The organism is Allorhizobium ampelinum S4, from assembly GCF_000016285.1.
GTDB classification, from domain to species: Bacteria; Pseudomonadota; Alphaproteobacteria; order Rhizobiales; family Rhizobiaceae; genus Allorhizobium; species Allorhizobium ampelinum.
The window spans coordinates 2,936,550-2,951,870 of the sequence record NC_011989.1 but is presented as its reverse complement, the minus strand read 5'-3'; the positions used below and the strand labels follow the sequence as shown (position 1 = coordinate 2,951,870).

The following is a 15,321-nucleotide window of genomic DNA, read 5'->3' as shown; positions in this document are numbered from 1 at the left end:
CGCCAGTGGGGCTTTTTTGCGTTGGAGCAGGGCGATCTATAGTTCAAATCAGGCAGCAAGCTGATATGCTGTAAAACATACCCTGAAATAGTACAGATCGATTTCGCAATTTCCAGCGACAGACGGATAGAAATCTCTATTTTCGCCAATCGACATCCGATCGATACTAGTGCACTGACGCATTCACTTCGTTCATGCTTTCGTGCACTCGGTTTTTGTTTTAACGCATTTCCAGACGCAAAACCGCTACGCACTTTTGCTGGAAATGCTCTAGGGGGACCATCCGTGAAGAGATTATTTGCCGTTGCTGTGCTGACTTTGCTTCTGCCAAACCTGTCTTTTGCCGATACGCTGCTGTTTCCAAGCGATAATCCGGTCGCGCGCATCACCATTCCCGCCGATTGGGAGCCGAAGGAAACCGAAAGCGGCATTGATGCGACCTCAGAGGACGGCGCTATCTATATCGCCATCGACGTCGCCAACGCCAAGACCACGGATAAGGTGATCGATGACGCCATCGCTTTCCTTCAGGACAACGGCGTCAAGATCGACGGCTCGACCCAGAAGCAGTCGGATGAAGTCATCAACGGCATGGACATGACCAATTTCGACTGGACCGGCGTCGATGAAGACGGCGCCGTTAATGTTGGCCTGTCGCTGCTCTCACCCCGTCCCGGCAAGCTGCTTGTCATCACCTATTGGGGAACGAAGGGCAAACAGGAAAAGCACGGTGCCGAATTGCAGGAGATCATCTCTTCGCTGAAGGCAGCGCGGTAAATTCAGCGCTCAAAACCGACCCATCACGCCCCCCACCTTATCCAGAAAAGCGGCGCGGCTTTGCTCGGTGCAATTGTTCATGTCGTAATGGGCCATGAATTTGACTGGCGCGCCCAGCTTGATCTGGGCGCGGATCACGCGCGTCACGGATTTCTTTGGCGGGTTGCCCGCAAGAAACGCTCGTAACGGTGTTGCGCCATAGGTCATCACCGCCGCCAGCTTGCGGATATGGCGCAGTGTCGGCGTCAGTTTTCCATCGACCAGTTCGAACGTGACGCCCGGTAGCCAGACACGGTCGAAATAGCCGCTCAACATGGCGGGAAAGCTGAAATTCCAGACGGGGGTGACGATGACCAGCCCTTCGGCCGCCTTCAGCCGCTCGACATAGGATTTCACCGGTTCAATATTGTCAGGATAATCATGATAGATCCGCCGCTCCTCAGCCGAAAGAACCGGGTTGAAACCCTCGTCATACAAATTGCAGCCATCGACCTCATGGCCCGCTGCCTCCAGGCTTTGGCAGGTCTTGTGGTAGAGCGCCCGGTTGAAGCTTTCAGCCAAGGGATGGGAATGAAGAACGAGCACGCGCATGCAAAAGTCCCTGGTTTGCGCCCGCCGGTGCCCCGGAGGGTTTTGTCAAAAACATCCGCGCCGTTTGTCCCGATACCTTCTTCCGCCGATCGGCTGGATGAAAGGTCATGTTCATTGCATGATCAGGGACAAGCCCCGCCAGGAGTACCTTCGGACTGTGAAGACGGCCTCATGCCGTCAAGCCGTTGCGTTCTAAATCATCTCCGGTTGAAAGTGCAAGGATTTCAATCGTCTCCCATCGATTGCAATCCGGGAAACAAATAGTTGCGCCCAGCGGAAAAGTCGAAGTCCGGGTTTTCCCAGGCGATCATCTTGCCGGGATTGAGCAGGCCTTTTGGGTCGGTTTGCTGTTTGAAGGCCAGTTGCACCGTATCGGTCTGCTTCATGCCGCCTTCTTCCAGCGTGTAGCGATGCGGGTTGAAGATCGGACAACCATTGTCCTCGTGGATGCGGATGATTTCCTCCAGCCGCTCCTTTGTCGTATAACGCACCAACGGCAGGCCGGAACATTGGATCGCACCATCAAAGCGCATGAATTCCAAATGGCCGATCACCTCATCCCCGAAGATTTCGGTCATCTTTGCAACCTTTTCGACGTGATCCGGCCCCGGATACTGCACCTGCAAATAGGTGATGTCAGGATCGACCTTCAGCGCCCGGAGCGTCGTGTGGTTCCAGGCCAGTTCATAGGCATGAGGAATCCCCTTCATGCTCTCGACCGTGTCAGAGCGGAAGCGCAGATCGGCCTTCATTTTCTCGGCATAGGCAAGAAACGGCCCCATGGAATGCGGCGCGACCATCAGCACCACCACCGACTGGCCGTCCTTCAGCCAGGGCTTGTGACGGGAGAAATACGCATAGGGAACAGGGGCCGCGATGGGTGCGACTTCCTTCAGAAGAATACCGTTGCGGTGACTGAGCGCATCGGCAAAGCGCACGGCGTCCATGTAGTCGTCATAACCGACGATGACGTCCACCCAGTCATAGGCCGGGGCCAGCGGCATTTCCACTTCGGTGATGATGCCGTTGGTGCCATAGGCGTGGCTGACCTTTTGCAAATCCCAGGCGGAGAGTTCCAGTACGCGTGGTTCCGCCTCCATGGTGACGACCCGCAGTTTTAGGATGTTGCCGAGATCGCGCAGTCCACCCCAGGTGATCGAGCCGACTCCGCCTGAGCCGCCAGCGACAAAGCCGCCGATTGAGGCTGTCTGGGCGGTGGAGGGGTGGAAGCGCAGTTCCTGACCGGAATGGGCGCGTGTCTGGCGATCCAGTTCGGCGATAACGATGCCCGGCTCGCAAATCACCCGACCTGGGTGAATCTCTTTCACCTTGTTCATGTTGATCAGGTTCAGCACGATGCCACCGGAGAGCGGCATGGCCTGACCGTAATTGCCGGTGCCAGCACCGCGCGGCGTCACCGGTACGCCATGGGCATAGGCCACTTTCAGCGTGCGGATTACTTCCTCTTCGCTGACCGGAGAAACCACGAGGTCAGCCGTGACATGGTCCAGCTCGGCCTTCAGGATTGGCGAGTACCAGTAGAAATCCCGGGATTTCTGCTTGACCAACGCCGGATTATCCTCGACGGCGATCCCGGCAAGTTCAGCTTTGATTTTTGCGTAATCGGGCATGGTTCAATCTTCCATCAAAGGGTCAAGGTCGCGGTAGTCAGGCACCTGCGCGTCGATAGCCTGGCCGGAGCGCAACACGGTGCGGTCAGACTGTGGACGCGATAGCAATTCGCTCCAGGTTCTCGCCGAAAACAGCACCAGATCCGCCTTGGCCCCGACCTTTATACGGCCATGGTCGGGACGTCCGAGAATATCGGCGGGACTGCGGGTGACGATCCGGGCGGTGCTGTCCAGCGGGTGATCGAGATGGACGATCCTGACCGCTTCGCGCAGCACTTCCACGCAATCGAGATCGCCATAAGCATAGAAGGGATCGCGGGTATTGTCGGAGGAAACCGCCGTCTGCACACCTGCCGCCGCCAGTTCGTGAAACAGGGTGACACCGCGCTGGCGCGGCGTGCGGCCCGGATGACGATCCTGCAAATACATGTTGCACATCGGTAGTGACACGACGGCAAGCCCGGCTTCCGCGACCTTGTCGATGGTGGCCTTGGCGATATCGTCGCTCTGCTGGGTCAGTGAACAGCAATGGCCGACCACGACCGAGCCTTGAAATCCATTGCGCAGCTTGGCCTCGGCAATGGATTTCAAGGTCAGCACGGAAGCATCCTGGGTCTCATCGACATGCAGGTCGATGTCGAGCCCGTGGTCGCTTGCGGCGCGAAACAACAGGTCCAGCCGATGATCGATATCCGGCGAGACCTGGGTGACGCCGCCGAGAATGCCCTTGTGCGCAACAAGCACCTCCAGCAAATCTCTAAAAAACGCCTGATCGGTGATGTCGTCGAAGGGGAAAAGGGCGACCGCCTGAAGGTCGATCCGGCCCGCCCACTCCTTGCGTATCTGCGAAAACACCTCAAAGGAAATCCGGTGCTGAGGTGCGCTGCTGTCGAGATGGGTACGGATCAGGCTGGTGCCATGGGCATAGGCGCAGCGCAGCGAAAATTCCATCCGTGCCCGCACATCGTCCGCCGACCAATTCGCCTCGCGGTCATCCTTCACGGCGCTCAATGCGCCGATGAAATCGCCTTTTGGATTGGGCTTTCGCGGCCAGATATGGCCCTTGTCGAGATGGGTGTGCATGTCGGTAAAGGTCGGCCAGACCATGGCATCGCGTAGATCGATGATCGGCAGGTCCGCTCCGGTCTTGTAACGAGATGCGGTGCCGACCTTAACAATAGCTTCGACCTTGCCGTCGTTGATAATCAGATCGGCGCTGACCAGCCCCTCGCGGACCGGTCCAGCGGGAACATCATCAACTGCTTCGACAGGCAAGGTGGCGCGTGTCAGGGCAAACCGCCCGGTTTGCGGAATGTCGGCAAACAATCTGGTCATCAGTTTTCTCGCTTGATGCTGCTTTCATGCCAGCGATGCAACGCCAGCCATGAGATGAAGGAGGTGATGGCGAAGATCACCACGCCGAGGCACGATAGCAGAAACAGGGCGGCAAACAGCCGGGGAATATTCAGCCGGAATTGCGATTCCAGCAGCCGGAAAGCCAGACCAGAGCCTGCACCGGCAGAGCCTGCGGCAAATTCAGCCACCACGGCAGCAATCAGCGCCAGACCGCCACCGATCCGAAGCCCCGTCATGAAATAGGGCAGCGAGGCCGGCAGTTTCAGATAGAGCAGCGTTTGCAGCCGTGAGGCGCCGTAAAGGTCGAATAGGTTGAGCAGGTTATGATCGACGCTTTTCAACCCCTGCACCATGTTGGACAGGATTGGGAAGAAAGCGACCAGAAAGGCGCAGATCAGCAGGGCCACCTGGGTTGAGGGTGCATAGATCAGGATAAGCGGCGAAATGGCGACGACAGGCGTGACCTGAAGGATGACCGCAATCGGATAGAAAGCGGTTTCAATCCATTTCGACTGGACGAGAAATACCGCGATGCCGACACCGCCGATCAGCGCCAGGGCCAGCGACATCAGAGTGATTTTCGTCGTCACCCAAAGCGCCGGTCCCAGAATTCCCCAATCGGTGTAGAGTGCCTTTGCCACGGCCAGCGGACCGGGCAGGATATATTGCGGCACCTCGGAGACGGTGACGCCGATATGCCAGACCAGCACCAAAGCCGCGACCACCGCAAACGGGATCAGCACCCGCAGCACGGTTTCGCCGTGGCGGGCAAATAGGCCTTGTTTTGGCATGGCCAGGCTTTCAGCGTCGGCTGCTGTTTCAATCTTCTGGCTCATCCGTGATGCTCCAATCCCGCCATGGAGAGGCCGCCATCAAGAGGAAAGCCGATGGCTTCCAGCAGGACATTCGAAGCCTTTTCGCAGACCTGCCGGTATTCTTCCGAGGTGCGGTAATGGGCGTCGCGTTCCAGGCTGGTGGCAATGGTGAAATCCGCATGCACCCGGCCAGGCCTTGCCTTCATCACCACGATGCGATTGGAGAGATAGGCGGCCTCGAACACTGAATGGGTCACGAAGATCACGGTAATGCCGGTCTCGCGCCACAGCCGCAGCACGTCGTCGTTCAGCTTTTGCCGGGTGATTTCATCAAGGGCTGCAAACGGCTCGTCCATCAGCAGCAATTTCGGCTTGGTCGCTAGCGCCCGGGCAATCGACACCCGCATTTTCATGCCGCCGGAAAGCTGGCGCGGATAGGCCTGCGCGAAATCCTTCAGGCCCACGCTGTCAAGGGTTTCGAGAACAGTCGAGGTTGCTGCTGCCTTGGAAATCCCTTGCAGACGCAGCGGCAGATAGACATTGCCGAACACGGTCTGCCAGGGCAGCAGGGTCGGCTCCTGGAAAACAAAGCTGATATCGCCTTCCGGCAGCCCCTTGGCATTGATGCGGGAACTGGGCCAATCGACCGTGCCGCTGGAGATGCCACCGAGACCGGCAATGATCCGAAGCGCTGTCGATTTGCCGCAGCCGGAGGGACCGAGCAGGCTGACGAATTCACCCGCCTCGACGGTGAGTGACATGTTGGACAGCGCCACCGTGCCGCTGGAAAACACTTTGGACACGCCTGTTAGCATGACGAGGGCGCGCTGGCGGTTTTCAGTGCGCGGCTTTTGCAGTGGTTCAGTCGGGGTCATTCCGGGGCCTGTCGTTGAAGGGCCTAGAGTTTGTCTTAGGGAAAACCGGTTTCCACTTTTCCCCAAGACAAACGCAAACAAGAAAATAGGATGAGGAGGAAGGAGCATCCTCATCATCCCGCTACTGCTGGCTCTCGCCTGAACTTGTGCGCTCAAGTTTGTGAACAAGAAGAGCGGAAGTTGGCAGAGCGCAGGTCGGCAAAGCCCATACAGGCAAGCACATATTGGTAAGCACTGGCGAGGTGAGGGGTACACGCCTCATCCGGATGCTGTGGCGGCGCTTATCCGGTGCGCCGCCCTGTCTTGCTTCTTCAGCGTCACTTCTTCAGGGTCAGGCCGACGCCCTTGCAGACGAATTTCGTCGTATAGGCCTTGTGATAGTCGAGCTTGGCATCGACGACGCCGATCTGGACCAGGGTATCGAAGAAGGCCTTATAGCGCTCGTCGGTCATGCAGCCGATGCCCTTGTCCAGGGTCGGGCCGGATTCGACGATGCCGTATTCCTTCATCTTGTCGATGGAGAAGGCAATCTGAGCGTCGGTGATTTCCGGATTGTCTTTTTTGATCAGCGCATTGGCGGCCTTGTTGTCGCCGTAGAGATACTTGTACCATCCCTCGATCGAGGCATCGACGAAGCGCTGCACCACATCCGGCTTCTTGTCGACCATGGACTGGGTGGTGGTGATCATCGTCGCATAGGAACTGTAGCCGTTATCGGCCAGCAGGAAGAGTTTCGGCTTGAAGCCGCCCTGCTGTTCGATCTCGTAGGGCTCCGAAGTGATATAGCCCTGCTGGGCGGATTTCTTGTTGGCGAGGAAGGGCGCCGGGTTGAAGGTATAGGGCTTGTATTGCTCGTCCTTGAAGCCCTTGAAATTCTTCTTCATCCACTCGAAATAGGTGGCATAGCCGTCCTTGCCCATGAAGATCGTGTCGAGCTTGGCGAGATCCTCGAATTTTTCGATCCCCTGGTCTGGATGGGCGATCAGCACCTGTGGGTCCTTCTGGAACAGGGCTGCCACGTCGATCAGCGGAATGCCCTGCTTGACAGCGTCCATTTCCTGAAGCGGGAAGCCCATGTAGAAATCGACCTTGCCGGCGATCAGCAGTGCCTGATTGGCGGCATTGGGGCCGCCCTGGACGATCTTCACCTTCAAACCGTATTTTTCATAGGTGCCATCGGCCACGGCCTGGTAAAAGCCGCCATGCTCGGCCTGGGCCAGCCAGTTGGTGCCGTAGCTGACCTCATCCAGCGCCATGGCCGGGCTGCCAAGGCCAAGGGCCAGGGCGGTTGCGGCCAAAGTGTTGACAATCGTCTTGTGCAGTATGGTTTTCGTCATGTGTATTTTCCCCTGATCCCTCGGATCGCGTGCTGCCGCCCGATGTCGCATGCCGCTGAAATGGTTCCGCTCAAAATGGCTCCACTGAAATGGCCCGCCGCGTTTTATGCATTTGAGCGGTTGCTTTGCGGCTTGAAAAGCATCAAATTTCGTCCGCTTCGATGCCTTAATGGCATCGCTTGCTCGCTCTGTATGTGAATCGTTCAATCTGCTTAAAAAATGGACTGGTGTGCTACGCCATGCTTCACTCCCGTAAGCTGCTTTATATCGACGAGATTGCCCGTTGCGGTTCAATTCGTAAAGCCGCCGCTAGACTTAACGTTGCATCTTCCGCTGTCAACCGGCAGATTTTGGCACTGGAAGATGAGCTTGGCGTTCCGCTTTTTGAGCGTCTGCCGCGTGGGCTTCGGCTGACGGCGGCGGGGGAGCTGTGCGTCGAGCATATCCGCGACGTTCTGAAGGGCTATGAACGTCTGGAAACGCGGATCCGCAGCCTGAAAATGCCACAGGTGGGCAAGGTGTCGCTGGTCGCCACGGTGGGGCTGGCGGCCGGGCCTCTACCGGAAATCATTGCCCGGTTTCTGGACGCGCATCCGCGCATCAAGGTGCATTTGCGCAATGACAGCGGCTCCACCACCCTCAATCCGGTGCTAACGGGCGAAGTGGATATCGGGCTGGGCTTCAACATCCCGGCAACGCCAGGTATTCGCACCATCGCCAATTTCGATATCCCTGTCGGCGCGGTTTTACCGCCCGGTCATCGGCTGGCGCGTGAAAAAGGCCCGATCGATCTGGTCGATGTGGTGCAGGAAAAACTGGTGCTGGCCGAGCCTGGCACCAGCCTGCGCAATGTCATCAATCTGGCGCTTGCCAATCTGCCGCTGCCGGTCGAGCCGCTGCTGGAAACCAATGCCTCTGAATTGTTGAAGCAATTGGTCAAATGCGGCACGGCGCTGACCCTGCTCAATCCGCTGGATGTGATTGTCGAATGCCGCAAGGGCGAACTGGTGTTTCGACCGCTGGCCGAACCGCATTGCCGCCATCAGCCGATGAAACTGTTTGCCCGGGCGCGGGCGCCGCTCGATGCAGCGACCAGCCTGTTCGTCGAATATCTTGTTCAGGAAATCCAGGCCCTGGTGGTGGAATTGCAGGGCAGGGGATATCTTGCCGCGGACCGTTCTTATTCCGGGGAATAAAGCGCCGACAGCGGATAGTCCCTGACGTCACGCAAGAGCTGGATGAAGCCGGACACCTGATGACGGCAGATCGCTTCACCCTTTTCCGCTGTGCCTTTCGAGGCATCGCCGACGACACCGGCCGGATTGAGGTCATGGGCGATCCAGGCCAGCGAATGGGGCGGCAAGGGCTGGAGAAAATCCGAGCGTTCCTTCATCCATTCCGCCTTGGAGACGAAGTTTTCGGCCTTGTCCATCCGCACCAGTTCGGGGCGAAAATGCAGCATCAGCGAGGTTTCCACTTCGCCGCCATGAATGCCATAGCGGTTTTCATGCTCGGAAATCATGCCCTCGGGGTTACCGAACCGGCTCCATTGGGTGGACACCACTGCCATCTTGTGGCGGACGCGCAATTCGCGCCCGACAATGCTCATGATATCGACATTGCCACCATGGGAATTGACGATGACCAGCTTGCGCAGGCCCGCTTCCGCCACCTTGGCACCGATGGCGGTCCAGGCCGCAATCAGCAGATCCGCGCTCAGTGAGAGCGTGCCGGGGCCATAAACATGTTCATTGGCCTTGCCGATTTCCTGAGTGGGAAGAACCAGGAAGTTCAGGTCATCCGGGCGCTGGCGCTTCAGCTCTGCCAGCATGCCATTGGCAATCGCCACATCGGTTGCAATTGGCAGATGTGGCCCATGCTGCTCGGTAGAGGCAATCGGCAAAACGGCGATGGTGCTGTCAGGTGACAGGCTGGCGAAATCATAGGTGTTCAACTCATTCCAGTAAAATGGCTTGGTCATGATGCTTCCCCATTGATTGTCTAAAATCGATCAAAGTTGATATTGGATCAGATGGAATTTTTGATCTTTTTGTAATCGCTCGTCTTTTTACGAAAGCTGGGATCCATTTTTCTCTCATAGTCCTAGGGATAAGCTCTGTTCGTGTCGCGGAAAAGCATCGATTTGCGCGCGCCGCGATGCCGAAAAGCGAGCGATTCGAACCGGTATTAACCTTAATGATTGGTAATTATCACGATTGGCCCTGCGCGTGGTTGAGAAGCGCTTGTGACAGGCGTAAAACGGTTGCGGGAAGCTGGAACCATTATGATAAAGTTGTTGCGTAAATTTCTCGACGTCGGATCGGAAACCGGTGTGGCTGGCATGCGTAGTCGTGTGGATATCGATCCCAAGGCGTTTTCCGCGATCTATGCGGTGGGGGATGTGCATGGTTGCTATGCTGAGTTGCTGGAAGCGGAATGCCGTATCCTGCACGATGCCGGCAGTATCGATGGTCCCAAGCTGATTGTCATGCTGGGTGACTATGTCGATCGTGGGCCGTCCTCGCGCCGGGTGATCGACCACCTGATGGCACCGCTGGCACCCGGTTTCGAGCGGGTATCGCTGTGCGGCAATCATGACGATGTGTTCTGCCATTTTCTCGACGATCCTTCGGCTGGACGGCGCTGGCTGGATTTCGGCGCGGCGGCCACGCTTTATTCCTATGGCATCGATATCGATCATGCCTTGCACCAGGCCGGCAGTTTCAAGGGGCTCTCTTCGGAACTGGCACGGGCCATTCCTGAAAGCCATTATGCCTGGCTGAAATCCCTACCGGTCATGCTCAAGGTCGGGCAATTTCTGTTCGTGCATGCAGGCCTGAAGCCGGGCGTCGCGCTGGAAGCCCAGGCCGATGACGATCTGATGTGGATCCGCGAACCCTTTCTCGGTCGTGGTCCGGAGCTGCCCTATACGGTTGTACATGGACATACCCCGACCGATGCGGTCACCTTCGGCAAGAACCGGATCGGCATCGATACCGGCGCCTATGCCTCAGGACGCCTCGCAGTTTTGCGGATTGCCGATGGACATACGAGCCTGATCTAGAGTTTGCCCTTAGCGGGCAGTCGTTTGCGGTTTGCCCCACTCGGCTAGCGCAATGCCGCCGATCACCAGGCTGAGCGCCAGCATGTGAAAACCTTCCAGCTTTTCACCGACCACGGCGACCGACAAGATGGTGCCGAACACCGGCACGAGATTGATGAACAGACCAGCCCGGTTGGCGCCGATCATATTGACCCCTGATATATAGAGTGTTTGCGACACCAGGGATGGCAGGAGCCCGCAAAACAGGATCAGCGCCCAGCCGGTGGTATCGGGTGTGATCAGGCTGCCATTGCTGGCTTCCCAGGCAACCAGCGGCAGGGAGGCCAGCGCTGCCCCGAAGGCGAGGGCGGCCATCAGCGTCTTCCAGTGCAGTTCCGGCTTCCAGCGCAGCGCCACGGTAAAGATCGCATAGCAGAGCACCGCCAGCAGCATCAGCGTATCGCCGAAATTCAGCCGCAGCGACAAAAGCGCCATCAGGTCGCCATGGCCTGCCGTCAGCGCAACGCCAATGAAGCTGATCAGGAAGCCGGCAATCTGGATGGCGGAGGCGGCAATCCGAAACAGCAGGAAATTCAACAGGAAGATCAGCACGGGAATGCCGCCCTGCTCAATAGCGCCATTCACGGCGGAGGTGTATTTCAGCGCTGAATAGAGAAAGCCGTTAAAACCTGTATAGCCAATGGCGCCGAGCGCCAGCAGCAAGGGAATATGGCGGCGCACCACCGGCCAATCCGCCTTGATCTGGCGAGAGGAAACGGCCAGCAGCAGCGTCAAGGCCAGCGACCAGCGGCCAAGATTCAGCATCATCGGGCTGATGTGGCCAACGGCCAGCTTGCCCGCCACGGCATTGCCGCCCCAGAACAAGGTTGTCAGCACCAGATAGGCATAGGCTCTGATTTGCATCTGATCGTTCAACCTCTGCGCGTCGCCAATTTCGATGCAGTGTGACTACTGCATAATTCCTGAAACCGGAATCGATTTCAGGAATTATGCAATCGTAAAATTGTGTTGCACCGTCATATGTCTCTGCCATGCAAAAAGCCGGATTAACGCGCATAAACGTGTCGCTTTCCGCAAAACAACACAGTATAGATGCGCGGGTTTGGGGACGCGCAGGCGCGAAAACGCGCTGCCTTGACTGGAAACCTGTTCAGGACCATCTGCTTCAGGGAGAATGGCGGCGTGCAGCAGACAGAACGTGTGACGGCTTACGGCTTTATCAACCGCCAGCGCTGTCGCGAGGCGAAGGTACGCTTGAGGCGTAAAGACAGGATTTTGAAATGACGAATGTCGTGGTGGTTGGCTCCCAATGGGGTGACGAAGGCAAAGGCAAGATCGTGGACTGGCTGTCGGAGCGCGCTGACGTGGTCGTGCGCTTCCAGGGCGGTCACAATGCCGGTCATACGCTGGTCATCGACGGCATTTCCTATAAATTGTCGCTGCTGCCCTCAGGCGTTGTGCGCCCCGGCAAGATGGCAGTGATCGGCAATGGTGTCGTGGTCGATCCGCATGCGCTGATCGCCGAAATTGCCAAGCTGGCCGCCCAGGGCGTCACCGTAACACCTGACAATCTGCGCATCGCCGACAACGCGACGCTGATCCTGTCGCTGCACCGCGAACTGGATGGCATGCGCGAAGACGCCGCCACCAATAGCGGCACCAAGATCGGTACCACGCGGCGCGGCATCGGCCCGGCCTATGAAGACAAGGTTGGCCGCCGTGCTATCCGTGTGATGGATCTGGCCGATCCGGAAGGTCTGGCCGAGAAAGTTGCCCGTATCCTGCCGCACCACAACGCGCTTCGCCGTGGTTTTGGCGCGCCTGAGGTTGAACATTCGACGATCATGGAAGAGCTGCTGTCGGTGGCCGACAAGGTTCTGCCCTTCCGCGAAACCGTCTGGTTGATGCTGGACAAGGAGCGCCGTCGCGGTGCCCGTATCCTGTTTGAAGGCGCGCAAGGTTCGCTGCTCGATATCGACCACGGCACCTATCCCTTCGTGACCTCGTCCAACACCGTTGCAGGACAGGCAGCGGCAGGCTCCGGCATGGGGCCAGGCTCGCTCGGCTATATCCTTGGCATTACCAAGGCCTATACGACCCGCGTTGGTGAAGGCCCGTTCCCGACCGAGCTGACCGACGAGGTCGGCCAGTTTCTTGGGGAAAAAGGTCATGAATTCGGCACGGTCACCGGCCGTAAACGCCGTTGCGGCTGGTTCGATGCGGCGCTGGTGCGCCAGTCGGTGGCCACCAATGGCATTACCGGCATCGCCCTGACCAAGCTCGATGTTCTCGATGGATTGGACGAGCTGAAGATCTGCGTCGGCTACAAGCTGGATGGTGTGGAAATCGACCATTTGCCGGCAGCCCAGGCCGCTCAGGCACGGGTCGAGCCGATTTACGTGACGCTGGAAGGCTGGAAGGAATCCACCGTCGGCGCGCGCAAATGGGCCGATCTTCCCGCCCAGGCGATCAAATATGTCCGCCAGGTGGAAGAGCTGATCGGTGCGCCGGTTGCCCTTCTGTCCACCAGCCCGGAACGCGACGACACCATACTTGTGACCGATCCATTTGAGGATTAAGGTTAGAGTTGAATTAATTTGTCTTGTCGGCCTGGGCCGGTGATCACGAGAAAGTACGGATGGCAGATTTCGTAGCAGTTATTCGGCGCGCCGTTGATGGCCTGTCGAACAATACCCCGGAAATGCGCGTAAAGGTGTATGAGAAGGCTCGTGGCGCAGTGATGCGGCAGCTGGACAATATGACACCCAAGCCGTCGGAAGACATGCTGCGCCGCCAGCTGGACAAGCTCGACGCCGCGATTGCCGAGGTCGAGGCAGATTATGCAGAGGCTCTTCCTGCGGTGGAAGAGGATGTCTATGAGCCGGAGCCGGTTTATGAACCAGCACCGGCTTATGAACCTGAGCCGGAACCAGAACCCGTTTACCATGAACCGGCGCCTGTTGAGGAACCGGCGCATGAGCCCGAATACGTGCACCGGCCAGAACCTGTTCATGAGCCTGAGCCGGCTTATGTTCCTGCGCCTGCCCCAGCACCTGTCTATGTGCCTGAACCAGATCCTGAGCCGGTTTATGAACCGGAACCGGAGTCTTATAAGCCAGAACCGGCGCGCATTCCGCCTGCTATTTGGGAGAATGAAGAGCCTGTCCTGCCAGCCGTGTCTTCTGCGCCCGCGGCCCCAGCGCCAGCCGTAAAGCCTTCTGCGCCACAGAAACATTCGATGGACGAATGGCTGGAAAGCCATTTGGAGCCGACGCCAGCTCCGCTTGCACCTGTCCATTCCTTTGAAGCACAGCCGCAGTCGCGCCAGGAAGAGGCAGAAAAGCCCGCAGTCTACCCCTCCATTCCACCGGCACGCCAGCCGGTGTTCGATGAAGCCGAGGCGCTGGGCGCTTTCGACGCTTTCGTGCGCGACAACAAGCAGCCTGCGGCGCAGGGTGGCTCCTTCTCGCAAGCTGGTCATGAAGATCCGAAGGATCTTCTGGACTGGAGCGACAAGCATCAGAATACCAGCTTCGGCACGCCTGCCGGCCAGGAATCCGGAAACGATGAAAAGGCCGTTCGCAACGGAGCTTCTGCCAGCAAGGCAGGCGAAGATCCTGCCTGGTTCGATGATTTCGTCGCTGCACAGCCTGTGCCACCGGCGGCAGCTAAAAAGCAACAGCGCGCCGCCGCGCCAGACCGAAGCAATTCCTCGGAAGACATGGCAGCCGTGCTGGCAAAGGCCAACAGGAAGGCTGGGCTGCGTACCAAGAAATCCCGCCGGACCGCGCCTTACATCATCACTGGTGTGCTGATCCTGCTGATCGGCGGCGGTGGCTACTACGCCTATGCTCATCGTGACAATCTGCCGGGTGCCATCGCCGGGTTGAAGCAGACCGTTACAGGATTGTTTGCCTCGAAGGACTCTACACCAGCATCCGCACCGTCTTCGCAGACGGGCAGCGCGGATGCCGGAAAGCCGGCGACCGTTCCGGCATCAACCGGCGATGCCGGGGCTGCGGGGCAGAAATTCACCCAGAAGCTGATGCCTGATGGTACGGAAGTGGATGAGGGGGCCTCAAACGCTGCGGCCAATAGCGGCGAGGGCCGTTCGGTGGCCCAGCAGAATGGCGGGGCCAATCCGGCAGCGCCAGTGTCTGGCGGTGCGGCCAGTGCACCAGCCACCACCACGCCTGTGCAGGGTGCGCCGTTTACCGTGCCGGAAAATGGCCAGAAGGCCTATCTCTACGAAGAGCGTCTCGGCCAGACGACGCCGACCACCGTGCAGGGCTATATTGTCTGGGAAGCCCGACGTGAGACGGGCGACAGCGGCAAGCCGGAACCGGAAATCCAAGGCAAGCTGACGATCCCTGAGCGGGGGCTGACAGCGCTGATTACCTTCAAGCGCAATACCGACAGCTCGCTTCCCGCCAGCCACCTGATGGAAATCGTCTTCTCGGTGCCGCAGAATTTTGAGGGCGGCGGCATAGACAGTGTCCAGCGCGTTGCCATGAAAACCAGCGAGCAGGATCGCGGCGACCCGATCGTGGCGGTGCCTGCCAAGATCACCGACGACACGTTCATGATCGCCTTCAACGATTTTGCCGAAGTGGTGGCCCGCAATGTCGATCTGTTGCGCAGCCGTGACTGGATCGACATTCCCGTCACCTATCGCAACGGCCGCCGCGCGCTGATTACCCTCGACAAGGGGGTGGCTGGCAAGCCGATCTTCGATAGCGTCATCAAGGAATGGGCGGCGCTCGGCAACAATCGCAGCGGCGGGTAATCACTGTCGCAGACGACTAAACTCGGCCTTGAGCCGAGCAGCGTCTGATCTGAGATGTCACCAGGGCATATCCGTGTTTCGTGCAAACA

13 protein-coding genes are annotated in these 15,321 nt (G+C 58.3%); 5 read left to right on the top strand and 8 right to left on the bottom strand.

Annotation, left to right across the window (positions count from 1 at the left end; genetic code table 11):
• The first annotated feature begins 285 nt into the window (after nt 1-285).
• The gene (locus AVI_RS14080; protein ID WP_049777234.1) at nt 286-777 is read left to right on the top strand and encodes a hypothetical protein; all 492 of its coding nucleotides are present in this window, start codon (nt 286-288) and stop codon (nt 775-777) included.
• Nucleotides 778-786: 9 nt separating this feature from the next.
• Here the strand turns inward: AVI_RS14080 and AVI_RS14075 are convergent, their stop codons facing one another.
• From AVI_RS14075 to AVI_RS14050, 6 genes are all read right to left on the bottom strand, one after another.
• Nucleotides 787-1,368: an NAD(P)H-dependent oxidoreductase gene (locus AVI_RS14075; RefSeq protein ID WP_015916971.1), complete on the bottom strand. Its 582-nt coding sequence runs from the start codon at nt 1,366-1,368 to the stop codon at nt 787-789.
• Between the two features lie 224 nt (nt 1,369-1,592).
• A complete protein-coding gene (locus tag AVI_RS14070; protein WP_015916970.1) occupies nt 1,593-2,999 on the bottom strand; it encodes an FAD-binding oxidoreductase in 1,407 nt (468 codons plus the stop codon).
• A gap of 3 nt (nt 3,000-3,002) precedes the next feature.
• The gene (locus AVI_RS14065) at nt 3,003-4,334 is read right to left on the bottom strand and encodes a cytosine deaminase (RefSeq protein ID WP_041697022.1); all 1,332 of its coding nucleotides are present in this window, start codon (nt 4,332-4,334) and stop codon (nt 3,003-3,005) included.
• Entirely contained in the window at nt 4,334-5,146 is an 813-nt protein-coding gene (locus AVI_RS14060) for an ABC transporter permease (RefSeq protein ID WP_234617851.1), read from the bottom strand. Before AVI_RS14060 ends, AVI_RS14065 begins: the two co-directional genes overlap by 1 nt.
• Nucleotides 5,147-5,187: 41 nt before the next feature.
• Entirely contained in the window at nt 5,188-6,045 is an 858-nt protein-coding gene (locus AVI_RS14055; RefSeq protein ID WP_049777233.1) for an ABC transporter ATP-binding protein, read from the bottom strand.
• A 317-nt stretch (nt 6,046-6,362) separates the two neighbouring features.
• Complete coding sequence (locus tag AVI_RS14050; protein WP_015916966.1) at nt 6,363-7,382, bottom strand: ABC transporter substrate-binding protein; 1,020 nt, start codon at nt 7,380-7,382, stop codon at nt 6,363-6,365.
• Nucleotides 7,383-7,621: 239 nt separating this feature from the next.
• Here AVI_RS14050 and AVI_RS14045 point away from each other — a divergent pair, with 239 nt between their 5' ends.
• A complete protein-coding gene (locus AVI_RS14045) occupies nt 7,622-8,578 on the top strand; it encodes a LysR family transcriptional regulator (RefSeq protein WP_015916965.1) in 957 nt (318 codons plus the stop codon).
• Here AVI_RS14045 and AVI_RS14040 read toward each other — a convergent pair.
• Complete coding sequence (locus AVI_RS14040) at nt 8,563-9,363, bottom strand: creatininase family protein (RefSeq protein ID WP_015916964.1); 801 nt, start codon at nt 9,361-9,363, stop codon at nt 8,563-8,565. The two genes, AVI_RS14045 and AVI_RS14040, sit on opposite strands and share 16 nt — an antisense overlap.
• A 303-nt stretch (nt 9,364-9,666) precedes the next feature.
• Here AVI_RS14040 and AVI_RS14035 point away from each other — a divergent pair, with 303 nt between their 5' ends.
• Nucleotides 9,667-10,446, top strand: a complete 780-nt coding sequence (locus AVI_RS14035) for a metallophosphoesterase family protein (RefSeq protein ID WP_015916963.1) — start codon at nt 9,667-9,669, stop codon at nt 10,444-10,446.
• Between the two features lie 9 nt (nt 10,447-10,455).
• On the opposite strand, the gene AVI_RS14030 is transcribed toward AVI_RS14035, so the two are convergent.
• Entirely contained in the window at nt 10,456-11,349 is an 894-nt protein-coding gene (locus AVI_RS14030) for a DMT family transporter (RefSeq protein WP_015916962.1), read from the bottom strand.
• Between the two features lie 377 nt (nt 11,350-11,726).
• Between AVI_RS14030 and AVI_RS14020 the strand changes: the two genes are divergently transcribed.
• Together AVI_RS14020 and AVI_RS14015 are read left to right on the top strand one after the other, a co-directional pair.
• Complete coding sequence (locus tag AVI_RS14020; protein ID WP_015916961.1) at nt 11,727-13,025, top strand: adenylosuccinate synthase; 1,299 nt, start codon at nt 11,727-11,729, stop codon at nt 13,023-13,025.
• Between the two features lie 59 nt (nt 13,026-13,084).
• A complete protein-coding gene (locus AVI_RS14015; protein WP_015916960.1) occupies nt 13,085-15,232 on the top strand; it encodes a hypothetical protein in 2,148 nt (715 codons plus the stop codon).
• The last annotated feature ends 89 nt before the right edge of the window (nt 15,233-15,321 follow it).